Source organism: Pseudomonas sp. LH1G9 (assembly GCF_002949975.1).
GTDB lineage: Bacteria > Pseudomonadota > Gammaproteobacteria > Pseudomonadales > Pseudomonadaceae > Aquipseudomonas > Aquipseudomonas veronii.
In genome coordinates this window covers 915,370-935,041 of sequence record NZ_CP026880.1, presented here as the reverse complement: position 1 = coordinate 935,041, position 19,672 = coordinate 915,370, and the positions used below count along the sequence as shown (strand labels likewise).

Genomic DNA, 19,672 nt, shown 5'->3' with positions numbered 1-19,672 from the left:
CCCCTCAGCGCCGCGCCATCATCACAATCAATCGCCCACTTCAGATCGGGGTAAACTCAAAGAAACCTCACGAAACGCAAGCAACGCCGCTTCGAGATGATCAATTATCTCCTGCTGCAGTACATAAGGCGGCGGCAGGTCATCAAGATTGTCGAGGCTATCGTCTTTCAACCAGAAAATATCAAGGCTGGCCTTGTCGCGAGCCATCAACTCCAAATAGCTATAGTATTTGAAACGTTCGGTTTCAGTGCGCTGATGGCGGTTTTCCGGGTTGTAGCAGGCGATGAAATCTTGCAAGGCATCCAACTTCAGCGTGCGCGTTTTCAGCGTGAAGTGCTTATTGGTCCGTAGGTCATAGAACCAAATGCCTTTGGTGTGTATCTGCCCGTCCTTAGGTTTAGCGTCAAAGAACACTACATTTGCCTTAACGCCCTGAGCATAAAAGATGCCAGTGGGCAAACGTAGCACCGTGTGCACATCGCAGTTTTCTAGTAGCTTGCGACGGATTTTCTCACCCGCTCCGCCTTCAAACAGTACGTTGTCTGGCAAGACGACGGCAGCTTTTCCATCCACTTTCAGCATGCTGACGATGTGTTGCATGAAGTTGAGTTGCTTGTTCGAGGTGGTTTCCCAGAAGTCTTGCCGCTCGTAAGTCAGGGCCTCTCTGTCTTCCTCGCCCTCTTCATTGGTGATAGTCATGCTGCTCTTCTTTCCGAAGGGTGGGTTGGCCAGCACGTAATCCACCTTCTGCCCTGGCTCACTGATCAGTGCGTCTGACCGCTCTACCGAAGGCTCACCGTCCAGCTCCCCGATGTTGTGCAAAAACAGGTTCATTAAGCACATACGGCGCGTGTTAGGCACAATCTCGTTACCGTGGAAGGTCTTGTCGCGCAGGAACTCTTTTTGGCGCTTGTCTAGCTTAGCACCGGGTCGCGTCAACCAGTTGTAGGCGCCCAGGAAAAACCCACCCGTGCCGCACGCAGGGTCGGCAATGGTCTTCATTGGCTCGGGCCGAACGCAAGCCACCATGGCTTCAATCAAAGCACGCGGAGTGAAATACTGGCCGGCGCCGCTCTTGGTGTCTTCAGCGTTCTTTTGCAGCAACCCCTCGTAAAGGTCGCCCTTGGTGTCGGCATCCAAGCTAATCCAGTTTTCCGCGTCGATCAATTGCACCAGACGTGAGAGTTTGGCCGGATCTTGGATCTTGTTTTGTGCCTTGAAGAAGATTGCGCCCAACATGCCCACCTCCTGCCCCAACTTGTGCAAGGTGGCCAGGTAATGCGCTTCCAGCGGCTCACCCACCTTAGATGTCAGACTGGCCCAGTCATAGCCACTGGGAACATGCGTATCGCGATTGTACGGTTCCTGCGCGTATTCATGCGCTAACTTCAAAAACAACAAGTAAGTGAGTTGCTCAAGGTAGTCGCCGTAACCCACACCGTCATCACGCAGGGTGTGGCAAAAGTTCCAGACTTTCTGGACGAGGGTGCTAGTGTTCATAAAAGAGCCTCTATCCAAGCCTTGTCCCGATGTGTGCCAATGACTGATCGGAAAAAACTCGAATACTCGTGATCGTTAGATAAGTGTTCTTGCAGATGCGTGACGACGGCAGGCTGATTGCCGGCAAGACGAATCAAATCGTCCAACAGTCGCCAAGAATTTTTCTTGCTCTCCGGCGTGTTCCATTCGTTGAATCCAAGCCGATCAATCGTGTAACGCGCACGCTGGTATTCCCAAGTACCAGTTGGAGCTGCGGGCTTGACCTCCCCATCGACACCATGGGCCAACAATCCGCAATCAGCCTGTATGCAGGGGTCTAAGAACCGCGGCAACTCACCAATCAACGAGCCTGCAGGCAGCTGACATCGATGTGCCTCATCCTGAATCGGAAACTCATTCGCCTTGCCATGTAAGGTGTCGCTAACGTTTTTTTCGGGACGATTGCACCGCTGGCACGAAAGCCGAAAGTTCCACCACTCATACGCCAACCAGTAATACCCGGTATGGCTGACAAGCTTGATGCCATCTACCGTGATGCCCAACTTAGGGCGAAAGTGGTCAACATCAAAGGGAGCCCGGGAACTCTTCGCTTCGCAGTACCAGCATTTATGCCTACTACAATTTGAGAGCCAATTTTTGAGCAATCCCCAGCTGCCGTTTTTCTTGATATAGACCGACCGCAAGTCGTGTGTAGGCGAAGCGGTCACCGCAGCGATCCTAGCACTGTAGATCTTGGGCCACCGCACTGGCAGGTTCGGAGGCATAGGAATCTGAATGAATTTCAAGCCTGTCCCTCCTGCAAGTTGCGAAGCAAACTTTGCACTAGGGCATCGAGGGCCTTTTGTTTATTCTGTGGTGTGACGACAGCCCCGTCGATTGATGCGTCGGCAGCCAGATCAAATCTGGCACGCAGATACTCCTGCTCCAGCCTATCTCGAGAAGCGAAATTGAAGTCCAAACCTACAAGCCGCTCACGAATTTCCACCAATCGTTCCTGGTCAGCATTGCTTAGTGCCTTCTGCTGAGTGGAGAGCTGATGCAATGCCAATAAATCGTCGTTCGTAGCTTTGTCTAGGCTAGAACCTAAGCCAAACATATCGCTAGTCACGATGCCGGCGAAGCCCATGCCTTTCGGGTCTACGGCCGGGTTTTCGGCGCGAACCGTTCGGCTACCTGCTTCACGGTACAAGATCTGCACCTGCTCCCTGACCAGTTCAGCAATTGCCAAGGGGTTATGGGTTGTCAGCACAATATGGCTATTATCCTGACCCTGGCTGTTTTGCCCGACAAACGATTTCAAGTAGTTCAAGTAGTCCACACACCATCGTGGATTCAGGTGCGTGTCCGGCTCATCCAACAGAAACAAACTTTCATTCTCAGCGGTAAAGCGCAGCAAACCCAGTACCGTCAGCAACTGCTGCTCGCCCTCGCTCAGCTCACGGAACGTCACACTCCCATCATTCTTCTTGAGGCGTACACGGATGCGTACCTCTTCGATGAGTTCGGAGACATAGGTACTTTCTAGGTCACGGAAGAATTCATTTGCAGGCTGATTACCCACGAGCTCTCTAAGCGATTCTGCATCCTTGACATACAAATACTTGTATTCGTGCTCAGAGGTGTTTTTGTTCCATATTGATTTTTTTTTCTTTCTTTTGATTGAGATAGGTGCCGTCGACACCTTCATTAGGCGATCCAGGAATCGCTGAACTAACCCTCTTGCATTCCAAAATCGAGGATCGCCTTCCTTCGAATCCCAAGGAGGCTCACGTAGGACAAAAAGCACCGACTCGATACCATTGTCTGGATCAATTCCCAGCTCTTTCGCCAGAAAATCTTTCACCTTCTGGTCAGGTTGGATAAGAAATGCCAATAGAACAAACTGGCTGTGAACCGGCAGTGCATAGAACAAGCGCTTAGGCGCAGGATCTACTGTTGAATCTAGCAGGTCTTTGTAATAGCTCTTCAGATAGGGCTCAAACACATCTTGCATACGCGGGCTCTCGCCCGAGTAGTAGCTGAATACGTAGCGCGGCAAATACTCGGCATCTGCGTTCAAAAAGGCAGTGAGTTTGATCGGTTCACCCGGCAATGGCGTATCAACATCACCCCCGAAATCCAATACACTGGTGATCTGGTCGCTTTGCTTGATCTCCTTGGCATGGGCGACGCGAATAAGATAAGCATCCTTCTCACGATCGGGATCAGCATCAATGTTAATGTGACGAAGGTTCTCGCCCGAGCCCATGTGATACGCCAATTGAAAAGCAAAAGCGGGTGTTCGCTTCTTGCCTATCAGATCGCGAAAGATGATAGCTAGCGCCTCCAGCACATTGGATTTTCCTGTGCCGTTCCAGCCAATGACTACTGTCACCCAGTGATCCTGATCAAAGTCGATGGTGACGTTCTTCAGGTTCTTGAACTGGTGCGCCGGGCTGTCCTTGGCGCTGCCAATGGTGAGTTTATCCAAGCGCATGATCAGGCCGCCAACAGCTTAAGGCGATCGTGCAGCTTGCGACCCTGATTGTCGGTCACAGACTCCACAGCCAATCGACCAGCCTTGTCCAAGGCGCGCAGCTCGGCATAGAGCGCTTCTATTTGATCTGTCAGTGTTCCATTAGATACGCCACAGCGCCGGAAGGCCTCTTGTGCCGGTAGCCAATCGCCCGCCTCGGCAAGCACGTCAATCAATTTGCTCACCACTGCGGCGATCTCCTTCTGTTGTTTGGTCTTGCGCTGCTTGGGTTGCTTGTCACGCTCAGCCCGCTCGGCGCGGAGGCGCTCCAGCAACGCGATGGCTGGTTCGTCATCTGGGTCTTGCGGCACCAACTGGCCTGAGAAGGCGGCCCGAAGGATGTTTTGACGTTGGGCGACAGACTGTTTTAACACCAATTCAACAGAGCGTTCTTGGTCAGTCAAACTCTCAAGCAGGGCCCGGACTTGCTCCAAAATTTCCAATTGCTCTGCCGCAGGCGCAACTGGCACTGGAAAGCTTCGGAGCATGGTCATGTTGATGGAGGCAAGATTGGTGGTTTGTTTTCCAGCGTTTTGAAACCAGAGCTTCCCAAAAGTGTTGCCATGGTGGGAGATCAGCTCAGCCTGAATATCTGCGATGCAGGGTCGCATGCGAAACACATGGTTCTGATGAATACATTCGGACACCTGATTACGCCACACCCATCCTCTGCCTAACTTGTCGCGATCCCCCCCCTCGTTGAACAGTACATCCCCGTTCTGCAAGGTCAGTTCAGTAATGTCCCGCTCTGTCGCAAGAATGGTCTTAACTTCAGTCAAATCGAGATAGCCTCGCTGCACGTTGGCCACACGCAAGTAGGGCACTTCGCGAACCTCTACATTGCTGTCTCGTTTTGAGCCTTTAGCAACGCCTGAAGCTATCTCACCCAGCTTGTCCAAACTCGCCCAAACCCACCCCTCAGGCAACACCGGCAAATCGGTGGTATCAGGCTGCACTGGCTCGGGATATTTCTTTTGCCAGTCTTTGGGTGGGGTTTTGCCCTGTTCCTTAAATTTGCCCAACTGCTTTGCTTCCCAGCGGGCGCGGCGCGCTAACAGGACTCGCTCCAGCAATTGTGAGCCGCTTTCAATAGGTGGGTTCTGAGTTCTCCATTCGGCGGTGAGCGCGCCTCCCACAGCGGCCTTCAGCAGCGATTGTCGGTAATGCGCTATCTTTTTTTGCGCTACTTTGAGTTCAGCCACCCCAGCATCAAGCTCTGGCAATAACTCTTCGAGTTTTTCAACGATGCGGACTTGCTCGTTGAATGGCGCAATGGGAATCTGTGCAGAGCCAAGCGTTTTTAAATAGACACCTTTTTGGGCTGTACCTTTGGCGTTATCAGTCAACCATCGTTGCTGTTCTGGTGAGCTCAGGGCGTATGCCAAGTACCGGGAACCTATACCGCGCGGCTTGAGGACAGCAACGCTTCGCTGTAGCGAAAAAGGTGGAAGGGTTGCAGGAACCACAGCTGTCCGACCAATAGTACCGACAATCGTAAGTAGTACATCTCCAGGCGCGACTTGTGTTCGGGCATTTTCCTGTTCAAACGCGCTATTACTAATTAGTCGATAATTATCAAACAAGATTTGAAAGTCATTGATGTTCCGCGCGCTCAGCATGGGCTTCCCCGACTCAACTGCTGGCGGCGGGTTGTGAGAACCATCAACTAGCCGCTCGCAAATATCCGCGAGATCTGCGGTTTCCCAACTTGCTGGTAATTCAATCACGCCACCAACTCCTCATTCATTTCATCCATCAATTCGTTCAGTTGATCACCAAACACCGCCCACACTTTCTGCAGGCCACCCTTGTCGGCTAGTTCGGCGTAATCGAAGTCGTCACGACTGATGCTACAACTGCAGGCGATATGGTCTTTTATAAGGCGTAGCCAATCGGTTTGTTCTTGAGAAAAGGCCGTTCCGCGTTGCGCGTTGTGACGGAAAATCCAGGCTTGGAAGCGCTTGTCCACTTCGTCAGCAAAGGGCTTCAGTTCGCTCTCCAGCCCCAGGGCAAAACGTACCAGCGAGACCAAATCGGTCAGCTGGCGTTTGCGGTCTGCGCCTTTTACCTGGCTGGATTTCACACGCGAATAAGCACTCCACAACCGCTCGGTGGTGAGCATAAACGGTGGTTTGCTAAGGTGGTCGTGCAGCTCTTCAATCATGTCGAAAGTCAGCGCACGACGTTGGTAGGGCTGCTGGTAGAAAAAATCAAGCGCTGCAATATCGTCTTTGTAGGCTGCAATGTAATCCGTAAAGCTTTGAATGACGACTTTGGCCTGTGCCTCGGCCTGCTCGGAAAAGCCCGAGAAGGTTACCTGATCCAGGTTAATGTGATCGATGAGCTGCTCGCGCTCACGGCGGGCGCTTTCGATTTCGTCGCGCAGCTCAGGCTTATCAAAAGGTGCGCAGGCGGCGGCCACGCGTTCGCTGCGGGCAGCTTCGAGCTCAATGGGCAACAGAGTGTCCTCAGAGCGGGTGATACCATTCACTTTTGCCGTCGCCAGCGCGGCTTGCACAATAGCATCCGGATCTAACGCAGTGATAAGGCCTTTCCCCAATCCGGCCACTGGAATACCACCTGACGCTTTTTCAATTCGTGCTTGGGCTTTGATGTCGAGCTGCTTGGCAAGACGAACCAAGCGATTGGCCAGCGAAAGTATGGTGTCGTCGTCGCGACTGCCTATGGCAACACTTTGCAGCAGGTCTTTCAGTGCCACACCTGGCTTTTTCTCCAGTGGACGACTCTCGGTTTTTAGCGACTTTTCCACACCCACGGCATCGATCAGCACAAAGCGGGTTTTGGCGCCATCGGCACTGTTGCTGACGCGCTTAAGGCTGTCTCCATCGAGCGAGCGCACTCCCCGACCTTTCATCTGCTCGTAATAACCTTTGCTGCGCACGTCGCGCATGAACAGCAACACTTCTAACGGCTTGACGTCGGTGCCGGTGGCAATCATGTCCACGGTAACAGCAATTCGCGGGTTGTAGTCGTTGCGGAAGCTGGCAAGGATGCTGTCAGTATCTTCTTCGGCCCGGTAAGTGACCTTTTTGCAGAAGGCATTCCCTTGCCCATAAACCTCGCGCACGATGTTGATAATATCGTCGGCATGGCTGTCGGTCTTGGCGAAGATGAGCGTCTTGGGTGTTTCGTTGCGCGCTGGAAAAATCTGCGTTTCCACTGCGGTTTTCATGGCCTTAATTACTTGGCGAATTTGGCTCACACTCACCACCGATCGGTCGAGTTCTTTGCCGGTGTAGACGGTATCTTCCTCGGTTTCGCTCCAACGCTTCTTTCTAGTCTGCCGGTCCCGATGATCCACCCATTCCTTAGCTTTCAGCTTGGAGCCTTTCTGGGTAATTTCGGTTTCGATCTGATACACGTCGTAACCGACGTTCACACCATCGGCGACGGATTGTTCGTAGGTGTATTCGGCCACGATGTTCTCGTTAAAGAAGCCGAAAGTGCGCTTATCAGGCGTAGCGGTAAGGCCAATTAGGCTGGCGTCGAAGTAGTCAAGCACCTGTTTCCACAGGTTATAGATGCTGCGATGGCACTCATCGATGATAATGAAGTCGAAGCTTTCCACCGGCACCAAAGGGTTGTAGCGGACGAGCTTTTCCTGCTTGGCGGTTTGTTGCACTTCGTTGAGCGAAACATCCTCTGCCGATTCATCAATGGGCTCACCGCTCAGAATGGAATACATCCGCTGGATGGTACTGATACAAACCTGCGAATGCGGGTCTATATTGGGAGAAGCGAGCCTCTGCACATTGTAGAGCTCGGTGAACTTGCGCCCATCATCTGGAGGCGTATAGGCCATGAACTCCTGATGCGCCTGTTTACCGAGATTGCGGGTGTCCACCAGAAACAGAATGCGTTTAGCACCGCCGAACTTAAGTAGACGGTAAACTGAGGTAATAGCGGTGAAGGTCTTTCCCGCACCAGTGGCCATGTGTACCAGGGCACGAGGTTTGTTGAGTGCAAGCGACCTCTCCAGCCCGGTGACAGCGCTAACCTGGCATTCGCGTAGGTTTCGCTCAGTAAGTGCTGGCATCTGATCGGCCAAGCGGCGACGCAGGCTCTCAGGCTGGGCTAACCACGTCGCCAGAGTATCAGGTTTGAAGAAGTGAAATATTTCGCGTGAGCGCGGAGCTGGGTCGGCGCCATCAGTAAAGCGGATGATTTGACCGGTAGCTTCGAACAGAAAGCGTAGGGGCGTGTTGTCTTGGCGCCATTTGAGACCAGCGTTAGCGTAACGCTCAGTCTGGCTTTCGGTTATGGTGATATTTTTGCCGGCAGCGTCCTTCTTGGCTTCAATCACGCCCACGGCATTACGCTTTACAAACAGCATGTAGTCAGCCGGGCCGGTATCGGTGGGAAATTCGCGCACGGCTATCCCTATCCCTGCCGAAAGATTGAGCTGGTTCATGTCTTGAATGACCCAGCCGGCTTGTTCAAGCTTCTGATCAATTTGCTGACGAGCTTTTGACTCTGGCGTCATTGTGCTGGTCCCTGCGATTGTCCGCGCCATTGAATTTTAAGCAGCATCAACCCGAACTGCTTCAAGTAATGCTGGAGTCTGAGCAAGACAATCTCAATTGGCAACCAATTGGCAACCAGAACGACTTAATTCGAGCCAACCAGGAAAAACGGCAAAAACAAAAAATCCAACCACCGCTAAGTGGTTGGATTTTCTATATAAATATGGTCGGGACGGAGTGATTCGAACACTCGACCCCTAGCACCCCATGCTAGTGCGCTACCGGACTGCGCTACGCCCCGACTAGGCGTGTTACTGGGTTCGCTTCGCAATGAAGCGATCAGGAATATACCGCAAGCTTTTGAAATGTGGAAGTATTTTAAAAGCCTGAATCATTTTTTCAGAACCACCAGCACATCTTCGAGTTCGGAGATCATTTGGCGGATCAGTTGCTTGTATTGGGTGGTGTCGTCTTTGGCTTCATCACCGGACATGCGCTGGCGCGCGCCGCTGATGGTGAAACCCTGGTCGTACAGCAATGCACGGATCTGTCGGATCATCAGCACATCCTGGCGCTGATAATACCGACGGTTCCCGGTGCGTTTGACGGGGTTGAGTTGAGGAAACTCCTGCTCCCAATAGCGCAGCACATGCGGTTTTACCGCACAGAGCTCGCTGACTTCACCGATGGTGAAGTAGCGTTTGCCTGGGATGACGGGTAGCTCGTCGTTATGACTTGGTTCCAGCATAAGCCTCAACTCGGGCCTTCAACTTCTGCCCTGGACGAAAGGTGACCACACGGCGAGCCGTGATCGGGATTTCTTCTCCCGTTTTTGGATTGCGGCCAGGCCGCTGGCGTTTGTCTCGCAGGTCAAAATTGCCGAAACCGGACAATTTGACCTGTTCGTTGTCTTCCAGAGCGTGTCTGATTTCTTCAAAGAACAACTCGACCAATTCCTTGGCCTCGCGTTTGTTCAGACCCAACTCTTCGTACAGACGTTCCGCCATCTCAGCTTTCGTCAAAGCCCCCATACGTCACTTCCTTAACGTGGCGTTCAACCTTTGTTCGAGCGAGGTGAGGATATTTTGTGTCGTGGTATTCACCTCATCGTCATTAAGAGTGCGCGATGGATGCTGCCAGGTCAAGCCAACTGCAAGGCTTTTTCTATGCGGATCAATGCCTTTACCCTGATAGACGTCAAATAGCCTGAGGTCCGTCAGCCATTCGCCTGCATTTTCACGGATGACATCCAGAACGGCCGTGGCGGACACTTCACGATCGGCGATCAGCGCCAGGTCGCGACGCACTTCCGGGAAGCGCGACAGCTCGCTGAATTTCGGCATCTTGCCCAAAGCGACTTCGGCCAGGACCAGTTCAAAAACGAAGACCGGACGGTCGAGACCGAGGGTTTTCGACAGTTCCGGGTGAAGGGCACCGACGAAGCCCACCAGTCGACCTTCACGCTCGATGCGCGCCGTCTGGCCCGGGTGCAACGCTGGGTGGCTACCTGGCACGAACGAGAAGTCGTTCAGTGCTCCGGCAAACCCCAATACGGCTTCCACGTCCGCTTTAACATCGAAGAAGTCCACTGCATCACGGCCTTGGGCCCAGCCTTCCGGCAAGCGGCTACCGCAAACAACACCGGCAAGCATCGGCTCTTGCTTCAAGCCATCCAGCTGGCCGACGAAACGCAGGCCGCTTTCGAACATACGCACGCGGTCTTGCTGGCGGTTCAGGTTGTGGGAAAGTGCTTTTACCAGGCCAGGCCACAACGACGAACGCATGGCGGCCATGTCGTTGGAGATCGGGTTGGCCAACAACAGCGGCTCGACGCCTGGGTTGAACAGTTCGAACTGCTTAGGATCGATGAAGCTGTAGGTCACCGCTTCCTGATAGCCACGGGCAACCAGCAGACGGCGCAGCTCCGGCAGGTGCGCGCGCGCTTCGGCCTTGGGTTGCGGCGCCAGGCGCGCTTGCGGGTAGCGAACCGGCAGACGGTTGTAGCCGTAGAGACGGGCCAGTTCTTCGATCAGGTCGACTTCGAGGCTGATATCGAAGCGATGGCTTGGCACCTCAACGTGCCATTGCCCGGCTTCACCGGCGGCAATGCCCAGGCCGAGGGCCGAAAGCAGACGCTCGATTTCCGCTGGTTCGATCACCAGGCCAAGCATTTGCTCAACGCTTTTGGCGCGCAGGGTGATCGGTGCAATCGACGGCAGGTATTGTTCGCTGACGGTTTCAGTGATCGGGCCCGCTTCGCCACCGGTGATTTCCAGCAGCAGGCCAGTGGCGCGCTCCATGGCTTCACGCGCCAGTTTCCAGTCCACGCCACGCTCGTAGCGGTGCGACGCATCGGTGTGCAGGCCGTAGGAACGGGCCTTGCCGGCGATGGCGATCTGGTCGAAGAATGCGCTCTCAAGAAAGATGTCACGCGTGGTTGCGGACACACCGCTGTGTTCGCCACCCATCACGCCGGCAATCGCCAGGGCGCGGGAATGGTCGGCGATCACCAGGGTGTCGGCACGCAGGCTGACTTCCTGGCCGTCGAGCAGAACCAGCTTCTCGCCTTCTTCCGCCATCCGCACACGGATGCCGCCATTGATTTCGGCGAGATCGAACGCGTGCAACGGCTGGCCGAGTTCAATCATCACATAGTTGGTGATATCGACGGCGGCGTCGATGCTGCGCACGTCGGCGCGACGCAGGCGCTCAACCATCCACAGCGGCGTTGGTTTGGACAGGTCGACGTTGCGGATCACACGCCCCAGGTAACGCGGGCACGCGTTGGGTGCCAGTACTTCGATCGAGCGCACTTCATCATGCACCGCAGCAACTGCGGCAACCACCGGCCGGGTGACGGGCGCGTCGTACAGCGCGCCTACTTCACGCGCCAGGCCCGCCAGGGACAGGCAGTCGCCGCGGTTCGGGGTCAGGTCGACCTCGATGCTGGCGTCTTCCAGTTCCAGGTAGACACGAATGTCCTGGCCCACGGGCGCGTCGGCCGGCAGCTCCATCAGGCCATCATTGCCCTCGCCCACCTGCAGTTCCGCCTGGGAGCACAGCATGCCGTTGGACTCAACGCCACGCAGCTTGGCTTTCTTGATCTTGAAGTCGCCCGGCAGTTCGGCGCCGATCATGGCGAACGGGATCTTCAGGCCCGGGCGCACATTAGGCGCTCCGCACACGACCTGGAACGTCTGCGCGCCATTGCTGACCTGACACACACGCAATTTGTCGGCATCGGGGTGCTGCTCGGTGCTCAGCACCTCACCCACGACCACACCGCTGAATACGCCGGCGGCCGGAGTAACGCTATCGACCTCAAGACCGGCCATCGACAGACGAGCAACCAGCTCGTCGCGGCTTACCTGCGGGCTTACCCAGCCACGCAGCCATTGTTCACTGAATTTCATCCTGCTCTCCTAAAGATTCGTTACGACTAGCGAAATTGCGCGAGGAACCGCAAGTCGTTGTCGAAGAACAGACGCAAGTCGTTCACGCCGTAACGCAGCATGGCCAGACGCTCAACGCCCATGCCGAAGGCAAAGCCCGAGAACTCTTCCGGGTCGATCCCGGACATGCGCAGCACGTTGGGGTGAACCATGCCGCAGCCCATCACTTCCAGCCAGCCGGTCTGCTTGCAGACGCGGCAGCCTTTACCGCTGCACATCACGCATTCCATGTCGACTTCGGCGGAAGGCTCGGTGAACGGGAAGAACGATGGACGGAAACGCACCGCCAGCTCTTTCTCGAAGAACACCCGCAGGAACTCTTCGATGGTGCCTTTGAGGTCGGCGAAATTGATATCGCGATCGACCAGCAGGCCTTCGACCTGGTGGAACATCGGCGAGTGGGTAATATCGGAGTCGCTGCGGTACACACGGCCTGGGCAGACGATGCGGATCGGCGGCTTGTTCGCTTCCATGGTGCGGACCTGTACCGGCGAGGTATGGGTGCGCAACAACATGTTCGCGTTGAAATAGAAGGTGTCGTGCATCGACCGGGCCGGGTGATGGCCTGGGATGTTGAGCGCCTCGAAGTTGTGATAGTCGTCTTCGACCTCAGGGCCTTCGGCGATGCCGTAGCCGATATGGGTGAAGAACTGCTCGATACGTTCCAGAGTCCGGGTGATCGGATGCAGACCGCCCGAGGCCTGGCCACGGCCAGGCAAGGTTACGTCAATGGACTCGGCGGCGAGCTTGGCCGAAAGTTCGGCCTCCTCGAGCGACGCCTTGCGCGCATTGAGAACCTCTGTGACACGCTCCTTGGCGACGTTGATCAGCGCACCGACTTGCGGACGCTCTTCAGCCGGCAAATTCCCCAGGGTCTTCATCACCTGAGTCAATTCACCCTTTTTGCCAAGGTAGTGAACCCGGATTTGCTCCAGGGCATTGATATCTTCAGCGCTTTGCACAGCCTCAAGAGCTTGAGCGACGAGCGCGTCCAGGTTTTCCATGTACAGACTCCAGATACAAAATAGGGGAAGAGCTTGAAGGCTCTTCCCCTATTTATGACGTTTAACACCTTGGGCCACAGGAGTAGCCCAGGGTGACTGTCGGGGGTACTTAAGCCAAGGTGGCTTTAGCTTTCTCGACAATCGCAGCAAACGCCGCTTTTTCGTTCACTGCCAGATCAGCCAGAACCTTACGGTCGATCTCGATGGACGCTTTTTTCAGGCCAGCGATGAAACGGCTGTAGGACAGACCGTTAACACGAGCACCAGCGTTGATACGAGCGATCCACAGAGCGCGGAACTGACGTTTTTTCTGACGACGGTCACGGTAGGCGTATTGGCCTGCCTTGATTACCGCTTGCTTGGCAACACGGAATACGCGTGAACGCGCGCCGTAGTAGCCTTTAGCAAGTTTCAGAATTTTTTTGTGACGCTTACGGGCAATGACGCCACGCTTTACACGAGCCATGAGTTACTTCCTCTATTCTTGATCCAAAAATTAACGAAGGCGCAGCATGCGCTCGACTTTTGCCACGTCAGACGGATGCAGCAAGCTGCTACCGCGCAGTTGACGCTTACGCTTGGTCGACATTTTGGTCAGGATGTGGCTCTTGAAAGCGTGCTTGTGCTTGATACCGTTAGCAGTTTTCAGAAACCGCTTAGCAGCACCACTTTTAGTCTTCATCTTTGGCATGTTCGGATACTCCGCATTCAGTTGATAAACATAATCAGAAGGCCTGCCGTGCCCTATTGATTACTTCTTCTTTTTCGGGGCGATGACCATGATCAGTTGGCGTCCTTCCATCTTAGGATGCTGTTCGACCGAACCGTACTCGAGCAGGTCAGCTTCAACCCGCTTGAGGAGTTCCATCCCCAGCTCCTGGTGGGCCATCTCACGGCCGCGGAATCGCAAGGATACCTTGGCCCTGTCCCCATCACTCAGGAAACGTACCAGGTTGCGCAGTTTTACCTGGTAATCCCCTTCCTCCGTCCCTGGACGAAACTTGATTTCTTTTACTTGAATCTGCTTCTGGTTCTTCTTCGCCGCAGCAATCTGCTTCTTCTTTTCGAAGATCGACTTGCCGTAGTCCATCACCCGGCAAACAGGTGGGACTGCGTCGGCGGAAATTTCCACCAGGTCCAGTTTGGACTCTTCAGCGATACGAAGCGCTTCATCAATCGAGACGATGCCAATCTGCTCGCCGTCAGCGCCAATTAACCGAACCTCGCGTGCCGAGATATTCTCGTTGATCGGGGCTTTCGGTGCAGCTCGTTTATCTTGTCTCATTTCACGCTTAATAATAATTACTCCGAATCTGGGCGACCACGCCGGGAAACCGCTTGCGCGAGGAACTCAGCGAACTGGGCGACGGGCATCGAGCCCAGGTCAGCACCTTCACGAGTACGCACAGCGACAGTCTGCATCTCGACTTCCCGATCTCCGATAACCAAAAGATAGGGAACCTTGAGCAAAGTATGCTCGCGGATTTTAAAGCCGATCTTTTCATTTCTCAAGTCGGACTTGGCACGAAATCCGCTTTCGTTGAGAGTTTTTTCAACTTCAGCAGCAAAATCGGCCTGTTTATCAGTGATATTCATGATCACTGCCTGGGTCGGAGCCAACCACGCGGGGAATGCGCCCTCGTAGTGCTCGATCAGGATACCGACGAACCGTTCGAACGAGCCGAGGATCGCCCGGTGCAGCATAACCGGGTGTTTACGGCTGTTGTCTTCGGAGACGTATTCGGCTCCCAGACGGATCGGCAGGTTAAAATCGAGCTGCAAAGTACCACATTGCCAGACACGACCAAGACAATCTTTCAGCGAAAACTCGATTTTCGGACCGTAGAAGGCGCCCTCACCCGGCTGCAGATCATACGCAAGGCCCGCGCTGTCTAGCGCAGCGGCCAGTGCGGCTTCGGCGCGATCCCACAATTCATCGGAACCGACGCGTTTTTCCGGACGAGTGGACAGCTTCATTTCGACTTCGGTAAAGCCGAAATCGCGATAGACGTCCATGGTCAGCTTGATGAACGCAGCGGATTCGGCCTGCATCTGCTCTTCGGTGCAGAAGATGTGGGCGTCGTCCTGAGTGAAGCCGCGCACGCGCATGATGCCGTGCAGCGCACCCGACGGCTCGTTACGGTGGCAGGCACCGAACTCGGCCAGGCGCATCGGCAACTCGCGGTAGCTCTTCAGGCCTTGGTTGAACACCTGCACGTGGCAAGGGCAGTTCATCGGCTTGATGGCGTAGTCGCGGTTTTCCGACTGGGTAGTGAACATGTTGTCGGCGTAGTTGGCCCAGTGCCCGGATTTCTCCCACAGGCTGCGGTCAACAACCTGAGGAGTCTTGATCTCCAGGTAGCCGTTTTCGCGCTGAACCTTGCGCATGTACTGCTCGAGCACCTGATACAGGGTCCAGCCGTTCGGGTGCCAGAACACCATGCCCGGCGCTTCTTCCTGAAGGTGGAACAGGTTCAGGCGCTTGCCGATCTTGCGGTGGTCGCGTTTCTCGGCTTCTTCGATGCGCTGGACGTAGGCGGCCAGCTGCTTCTTGTCAGCCCAGGCTGTGCCGTAGATCCGCTGCAGTTGCTCGTTCTTCGCGTCGCCGCGCCAGTAGGCACCGGACAGCTTGGTCAACTTGAACGATTTGAGGAAACGCGTGTTCGGCACGTGCGGGCCACGGCACATGTCGACGTATTCTTCGTGGTAGTACAGGCCCATGGCCTGCTCGTCCGGCATGTCTTCCACCAGGCGCAGCTTGTAGTCTTCGCCACGGGCAGTGAACACGTCGATCACTTCGGCGCGCGGCGTGACTTTCTTGATCACGTCGTAATCTTTTTCGATCAGCGCATGCATGCGCTGTTCGATCGCGGCCAGATCGTCCGGAGTAAAAGGACGCTCGTAGGCGATGTCATAATAGAAGCCATCGTCGATGACCGGGCCGATCACCATTTTCGCCGTCGGGTACAGCTGCTTGACCGCGTGGCCAATCAGGTGTGCACAAGAGTGGCGAATGATCTCCAGCCCCTCTTGATCCTTGGGCGTGATGATTTGCAGGCTGGCATCGGCGGTGATCAGGTCGCTGGCGTCAACCAGCTTGCCGTCGACCTTGCCGACCTTGCCGGCCACGGTGGCCTTGGCCAGGCCGGCACCAATGGATGCGGCGACCTCGGCTACGGAAACCGAATGATCGAATGAACGTTGACTGCCATCGGGAAGAGTAATAGTTGGCATGGCGCCTCCTCTCCTAGTGGTGACCCCTACCAAAGGTCACGTGGGTTGGGATGAGCCAGTACAAGATCCAATACCAGGCCGTTCAGTGATGAACGCCTGCCTTACAGCGGCAGGAGCCTTTCGGCCAACCGGTGATCGAACCAGAGTGACTGGAGTGGACAAAAAGAAACATGGCAAGGCGGCATTTGGCGCGCCCGGAAATAGCCAAGCACACGATGCTAGCACAGATGAACGGTCATCGCGCCCACGGCGCCACAGCCAATAACAAATTCCCGCTTTTATAGCGGCAAAAGTGAACTTGAGCTGTACGTCCCCCGTCAAATCCGCCGAGAATCGCCATTCGTCCTCACGACTTTAGGAGCATTTAATGATGCGTTTTTCCTCGACCTTCGCGCTTGCAGCATCCCTTACCCTTCTCTCCCTCGGCGCACAGGCCGCCGCTCCTTCGAACTGGCCTGCGGGCGCCAGGGACGCATTCGTCAAAGACTGCAGCTCAGCCGCCAGCCAGAACGTGGACATCAAAACCGCCAAAGCACACTGCGAATGCGGCGCCGACAAGATCAATGCTGAATTGAGCACCGCGGAAATCAAGGAACTCATGACCAACCAGAACGCGAGCCAGGCGCTTAAAAACAAAGCAGTCTCGGCTATTTCGTCCTGCAAAGTCGTGAAGAAAAAGTAAGAATCGCTGCAATTCGGATGGCAGTTTTTCGGTAAAAGCCCTCTTAAAACTGCCATTTCGCACAAAATACGCAGCTTTTACGGCTTTTTTTACCAGCTGATATTTCGTGCGAAAGCCCCGTAGATCGGGGCTTTCAGCCAACCGAAGGACTAAACCCGGGGCTATTGATTAGCAAACAGTGCCTTGGGGGGGCTCCCAAGCCGAACATTTCGACTATGATAGCCCTGTGTGCCCAGTTGGCCTGAGCAGCACAGCACTACTGAAAATATATGTTTCTTGGAGATACACCATGTCTAATCGCCAAACCGGCACCGTTAAATGGTTCAACGATGAAAAAGGCTTCGGCTTCATCACTCCTCAAGGTGGCGGTGACGACCTGTTCGTACACTTCAAAGCTATCGAAAGCGACGGTTTCAAAAGCCTGAAAGAAGGCCAAACCGTTTCCTTCGTGGCTGAGAAAGGCCAAAAGGGTATGCAAGCTGCACAGGTTCGCGGCGAGTAATTCTCCGCTGAGCTAAAAAAACCCCGTCCATGTGACGGGGTTTTTTATGGGCGCTGCAAAAGCCTGTGGCTATCAGCCGCAATTGACCCGGGTGATCACCAGGTTATCGTCGGTGTTGAGGTTAAGGCGGTCGGAGCGGTATTCCAGGGTGATCATATCGTTAGGCTTGAGAATTCGGGCGTTCTGCGCACCGGCACGGGTACGCGCTTGCTCCAGCAACTGGGGCGAGGCTTTCTGGCCGATCGTGAACTCGGCGGCCTTCGCCTCACAGCGGCTATGACCGGCATCGGTCACGGCGGCATCTTTGGCTGGCTCAGAGGTACCCGGGGTGCTGCAACCCGCCAACGCGAGTGCCGCCAACAAAGTACCGAATGATGCGAGCTTCCAAGGCATGAAGCCTCCTATGATAAAAAATGGACAGAGATCGTGCGACAGCGATCAGGCGGATTGGTTTCAAGACGTAAATCGCCTGCTGGCAAGTCTGCCTGACTCAGGGCAGGCATTCGCCCGATCAATCGTCACCAGATATGAACGAATTCAGTAGATGTCGATGTAGTCAAACGGTGGCTTAGGCCAGTTCTGCTTCAAGGCATTGAAAATCTGTGTGACCCAGACCTCATCGCTGGCGGCCACGTTTCCGACGTAACCGGAGCCCTTGGCCCAGGTTTCCAGGCGAAACAGCAACCCATCGATATCGACGCCGCCGACGGCCTTGCCGGAGGAGATGTAGGCAATACCTGCCCTGGTGACTCGCAATTGAGTGTGTTCATCGTCACTGGCACTGGCAAGCAGTTGGCGCACGGCGGCCAGTGTCAGGTTCTCGGGGTTGTTCAAGTCGATCTGCACGCGGTGTTCCCCGGTCATTAAAACAGGCTGATAGTGTCGCACACTGCTTGCCTCATTTCGAAATACCTCATGCGTAAGTAGCAGTGCCAAACGCCGTACAAAATGCTTAACTGCCGACGTAAGAACCGCGTTTTAGCGCATCACCCCGTACTTCCAGCTCGTGAGACACCCATGACCACCGTAACGCTCCAAGCCGACATCAAAGCCAAGTGGCCCCAAGGGCAGAGTTCCTACAGCCCCGGAAGCCCGGAAGAATTGGCGATCATCGGTATCGACCTGTTGGTCAAGGAGTTGGGCACCCAGGCCGCGCAAGCGTTCATTGGCCAGGTTTTCGAGAAATACCCGGCCGATCACATGGGCGCACACAACCCCGGGCGCGATTAAGCACCGGCCGGCGAGCACCGACCGGCAATCACCTTACTTCAGGCGCGCCAGGCGCTCGGTCAACAGATCGAAAAAGCCCTGGGCGTCGCCATTCTCAACCCAGAACACATTCTTTTCCTGCTTCAGGCCGTCATACCAATCGACGATGGTCTGGCCAAAGGTCGGCCCTTCGCGGCTGTCCACCACCATATTGGCCTGACGCCCGCTGAACAACGAAGGCTTGAGCAGATACGCGATGACTGTGGCGTCATGCACCGGGCCGCCAGGAATGCCGTAGTGCTCCATATCGCCTTTGACGTATTCATTGAGAATATCGCCGACGACTTTGCTCGCGTTGTTGTTGATGTCGGCGATCTTCTTCAGGCGCGCTTCACTGGTCAGCACCTTGTGGGTCATGTCCAACGGCAGATAGGTCAGCTTGACGCCACTCTTGAGCACAATCTCGGCCGCGACCGGGTCGGCGAACAGGTTGAACTCGGCCACCGGCGTGATATTGCCGCCGTTGAAGTGCGCGCCGCCCATCACCACCACTTCCTTGATGCCCTGGGTGATCTCAGGCGCCTGGGTCAGCGCCAGCGCCAGGTTGGTCTGCGGGCCAAGCATGGCGATGGTGATGCTGTGCGGCTTGGCGGTGCTCAGGGTCTTGATCAGGTAATCAACGGCATTGCCTTCGGCCAGGGCCTTTTTCGGCTCATGTACGGCGACACCGGAAATGCCTTCCTTGCCATGGATATTTTCGGCGTAGATCGGCGTGCGCAGCAACGGCTTCGGCGCGCCCGCGTACACAGGAATGTCCTCTCGCCCCGCCCACTCACGAGCCAGGCGCGCGTTACGCGAGGTCTTGTCCAGGCGCACATTGCCGGCGACGGTGGTCAGCGCCCGAATGTTCAACTCCTCCGGGGAGGCCATGGCAAACAGCAAGGCCACTACATCGTCGGCACCTGGGTCGGTGTCGATGATCAGGTCGACTTTTTCCGCCGCTTGGGCGCTCACTGCGGTGAGTGCAGACAAAAGCAAAACACTCCGGAACAGATTTCTCAGGGTTGGAAGATTACGCGGCATGAAACAC

General features: G+C 55.2%; 19 protein-coding genes and 1 tRNA gene. 3 read left to right on the top strand and 17 right to left on the bottom strand.

The genetic code is table 11. The annotated features are described in order from the left end of the window. Positions 1-27: 27 nt before the first annotated feature. From C5F70_RS04440 to thrS, 14 genes are all read right to left on the bottom strand, one after another. Positions 28-1,500, bottom strand: coding sequence for a class I SAM-dependent DNA methyltransferase (locus tag C5F70_RS04440; protein WP_104902768.1), 1,473 nt, complete (start codon positions 1,498-1,500; stop codon positions 28-30). Further along, positions 1,497-2,285 (bottom strand): HNH endonuclease signature motif containing protein, encoded by a 789-nt coding sequence (locus tag C5F70_RS04435; RefSeq protein ID WP_104902767.1) that lies wholly within the window; start codon positions 2,283-2,285, stop codon positions 1,497-1,499. Before C5F70_RS04435 ends, C5F70_RS04440 begins: the two co-directional genes overlap by 4 nt. Then, positions 2,282-3,976, bottom strand: coding sequence for an AAA family ATPase (locus C5F70_RS04430; protein WP_104902766.1), 1,695 nt, complete (start codon positions 3,974-3,976; stop codon positions 2,282-2,284). The genes C5F70_RS04435 and C5F70_RS04430 overlap by 4 nt, the downstream gene beginning before the upstream one ends. A gap of 2 nt (positions 3,977-3,978) precedes the next feature. After that, positions 3,979-5,742, bottom strand: a complete 1,764-nt coding sequence (locus tag C5F70_RS04425; RefSeq protein WP_104902765.1) for a restriction endonuclease subunit S — start codon at positions 5,740-5,742, stop codon at positions 3,979-3,981. Then, entirely contained in the window at positions 5,739-8,519 is a 2,781-nt protein-coding gene (locus C5F70_RS04420) for a type I restriction-modification enzyme R subunit C-terminal domain-containing protein (RefSeq protein WP_104902764.1), read from the bottom strand. Before C5F70_RS04420 ends, C5F70_RS04425 begins: the two co-directional genes overlap by 4 nt. 204 nt (positions 8,520-8,723) lie before the next feature. Further along, positions 8,724-8,800, bottom strand: a tRNA-Pro gene (locus C5F70_RS04415). A gap of 90 nt (positions 8,801-8,890) precedes the next feature. Then, positions 8,891-9,247: a MerR family transcriptional regulator gene (locus C5F70_RS04410; protein ID WP_003174972.1), complete on the bottom strand. Its 357-nt coding sequence runs from the start codon at positions 9,245-9,247 to the stop codon at positions 8,891-8,893. Next, complete coding sequence (gene ihfA / locus C5F70_RS04405; RefSeq protein WP_002553164.1) at positions 9,228-9,530, bottom strand: integration host factor subunit alpha; 303 nt, start codon at positions 9,528-9,530, stop codon at positions 9,228-9,230. Before ihfA ends, C5F70_RS04410 begins: the two co-directional genes overlap by 20 nt. A gap of 3 nt (positions 9,531-9,533) precedes the next feature. Beyond that, complete coding sequence (gene pheT / locus C5F70_RS04400) at positions 9,534-11,912, bottom strand: phenylalanine--tRNA ligase subunit beta (protein WP_102618316.1); 2,379 nt, start codon at positions 11,910-11,912, stop codon at positions 9,534-9,536. A 26-nt stretch (positions 11,913-11,938) separates the two neighbouring features. Continuing rightward, positions 11,939-12,955, bottom strand: a complete 1,017-nt coding sequence (gene pheS / locus C5F70_RS04395; RefSeq protein ID WP_017847666.1) for a phenylalanine--tRNA ligase subunit alpha — start codon at positions 12,953-12,955, stop codon at positions 11,939-11,941. A gap of 109 nt (positions 12,956-13,064) precedes the next feature. Continuing rightward, positions 13,065-13,421 carry a 50S ribosomal protein L20 gene (gene rplT / locus C5F70_RS04390; RefSeq protein WP_002553161.1) on the bottom strand — a complete coding sequence of 119 codons (357 nt, stop codon included), beginning with the start codon at positions 13,419-13,421 and terminating at the stop codon, positions 13,065-13,067. A gap of 30 nt (positions 13,422-13,451) precedes the next feature. Further along, positions 13,452-13,646, bottom strand: coding sequence for a 50S ribosomal protein L35 (rpmI, locus tag C5F70_RS04385; protein WP_002553160.1), 195 nt, complete (start codon positions 13,644-13,646; stop codon positions 13,452-13,454). A gap of 60 nt (positions 13,647-13,706) precedes the next feature. After that, positions 13,707-14,258 carry a translation initiation factor IF-3 gene (infC, locus tag C5F70_RS04380; protein WP_169850653.1) on the bottom strand — a complete coding sequence of 184 codons (552 nt, stop codon included), beginning with the start codon at positions 14,256-14,258 and terminating at the stop codon, positions 13,707-13,709. Further along, positions 14,258-16,189, bottom strand: a complete 1,932-nt coding sequence (gene thrS / locus C5F70_RS04375; protein ID WP_104902763.1) for a threonine--tRNA ligase — start codon at positions 16,187-16,189, stop codon at positions 14,258-14,260. Before thrS ends, infC begins: the two co-directional genes overlap by 1 nt. A gap of 367 nt (positions 16,190-16,556) precedes the next feature. Here thrS and C5F70_RS04370 point away from each other — a divergent pair, with 367 nt between their 5' ends. Together C5F70_RS04370 and C5F70_RS04365 are read left to right on the top strand one after the other, a co-directional pair. Then, entirely contained in the window at positions 16,557-16,871 is a 315-nt protein-coding gene (locus C5F70_RS04370; protein ID WP_082118816.1) for a hypothetical protein, read from the top strand. A gap of 289 nt (positions 16,872-17,160) precedes the next feature. Then, on the top strand, positions 17,161-17,373 hold the full coding sequence (locus tag C5F70_RS04365) for a cold-shock protein (protein ID WP_003234260.1): 213 nt from the start codon (positions 17,161-17,163) through the stop codon (positions 17,371-17,373). Between the two features lie 72 nt (positions 17,374-17,445). Here C5F70_RS04365 and C5F70_RS04360 read toward each other — a convergent pair whose 3' ends face one another. After that, a complete protein-coding gene (locus C5F70_RS04360; RefSeq protein WP_017847669.1) occupies positions 17,446-17,766 on the bottom strand; it encodes an I78 family peptidase inhibitor in 321 nt (106 codons plus the stop codon). A 144-nt stretch (positions 17,767-17,910) separates the two neighbouring features. Then, entirely contained in the window at positions 17,911-18,219 is a 309-nt protein-coding gene (locus tag C5F70_RS04355) for a hypothetical protein (RefSeq protein WP_026140116.1), read from the bottom strand. A 171-nt stretch (positions 18,220-18,390) separates the two neighbouring features. On the opposite strand from C5F70_RS04355, the gene C5F70_RS04350 reads away from it, so the two are divergent. Beyond that, positions 18,391-18,603, top strand: a complete 213-nt coding sequence (locus C5F70_RS04350; protein ID WP_017847671.1) for a hypothetical protein — start codon at positions 18,391-18,393, stop codon at positions 18,601-18,603. Positions 18,604-18,636: 33 nt separating this feature from the next. Here the strand turns inward: C5F70_RS04350 and C5F70_RS04345 are convergent, their stop codons facing one another. Continuing rightward, positions 18,637-19,665, bottom strand: coding sequence for a nucleoside hydrolase (locus C5F70_RS04345; RefSeq protein ID WP_104902762.1), 1,029 nt, complete (start codon positions 19,663-19,665; stop codon positions 18,637-18,639). Positions 19,666-19,672 lie beyond the last annotated feature (7 nt).

Coding starts and splice junctions, on each gene's coding strand:
- C5F70_RS04440 (WP_104902768.1), bottom strand. CDS start 1,500: ATGAACACTAGCACCCTCGTCCAGAAAGTCTGGAACTTTTGCCACACC.
- C5F70_RS04430 (WP_104902766.1), bottom strand. CDS start 3,976: ATGCGCTTGGATAAACTCACCATTGGCAGCGCCAAGGACAGCCCGGCG.
- C5F70_RS04420 (WP_104902764.1), bottom strand. CDS start 8,519: ATGACGCCAGAGTCAAAAGCTCGTCAGCAAATTGATCAGAAGCTTGAA.
- C5F70_RS04410 (WP_003174972.1), bottom strand. CDS start 9,247: ATGCTGGAACCAAGTCATAACGACGAGCTACCCGTCATCCCAGGCAAA.
- ihfA (WP_002553164.1), bottom strand. CDS start 9,530: ATGGGGGCTTTGACGAAAGCTGAGATGGCGGAACGTCTGTACGAAGAG.
- pheT (WP_102618316.1), bottom strand. CDS start 11,912: ATGAAATTCAGTGAACAATGGCTGCGTGGCTGGGTAAGCCCGCAGGTA.
- pheS (WP_017847666.1), bottom strand. CDS start 12,955: ATGGAAAACCTGGACGCGCTCGTCGCTCAAGCTCTTGAGGCTGTGCAA.
- rplT (WP_002553161.1), bottom strand. CDS start 13,421: ATGGCTCGTGTAAAGCGTGGCGTCATTGCCCGTAAGCGTCACAAAAAA.
- rpmI (WP_002553160.1), bottom strand. CDS start 13,646: ATGCCAAAGATGAAGACTAAAAGTGGTGCTGCTAAGCGGTTTCTGAAA.
- thrS (WP_104902763.1), bottom strand. CDS start 16,189: ATGCCAACTATTACTCTTCCCGATGGCAGTCAACGTTCATTCGATCAT.
- C5F70_RS04370 (WP_082118816.1), top strand. CDS start 16,557: ATGATGCGTTTTTCCTCGACCTTCGCGCTTGCAGCATCCCTTACCCTT.
- C5F70_RS04365 (WP_003234260.1), top strand. CDS start 17,161: ATGTCTAATCGCCAAACCGGCACCGTTAAATGGTTCAACGATGAAAAA.
- C5F70_RS04360 (WP_017847669.1), bottom strand. CDS start 17,766: ATGCCTTGGAAGCTCGCATCATTCGGTACTTTGTTGGCGGCACTCGCG.
- C5F70_RS04350 (WP_017847671.1), top strand. CDS start 18,391: ATGACCACCGTAACGCTCCAAGCCGACATCAAAGCCAAGTGGCCCCAA.
- C5F70_RS04345 (WP_104902762.1), bottom strand. CDS start 19,665: ATGCCGCGTAATCTTCCAACCCTGAGAAATCTGTTCCGGAGTGTTTTG.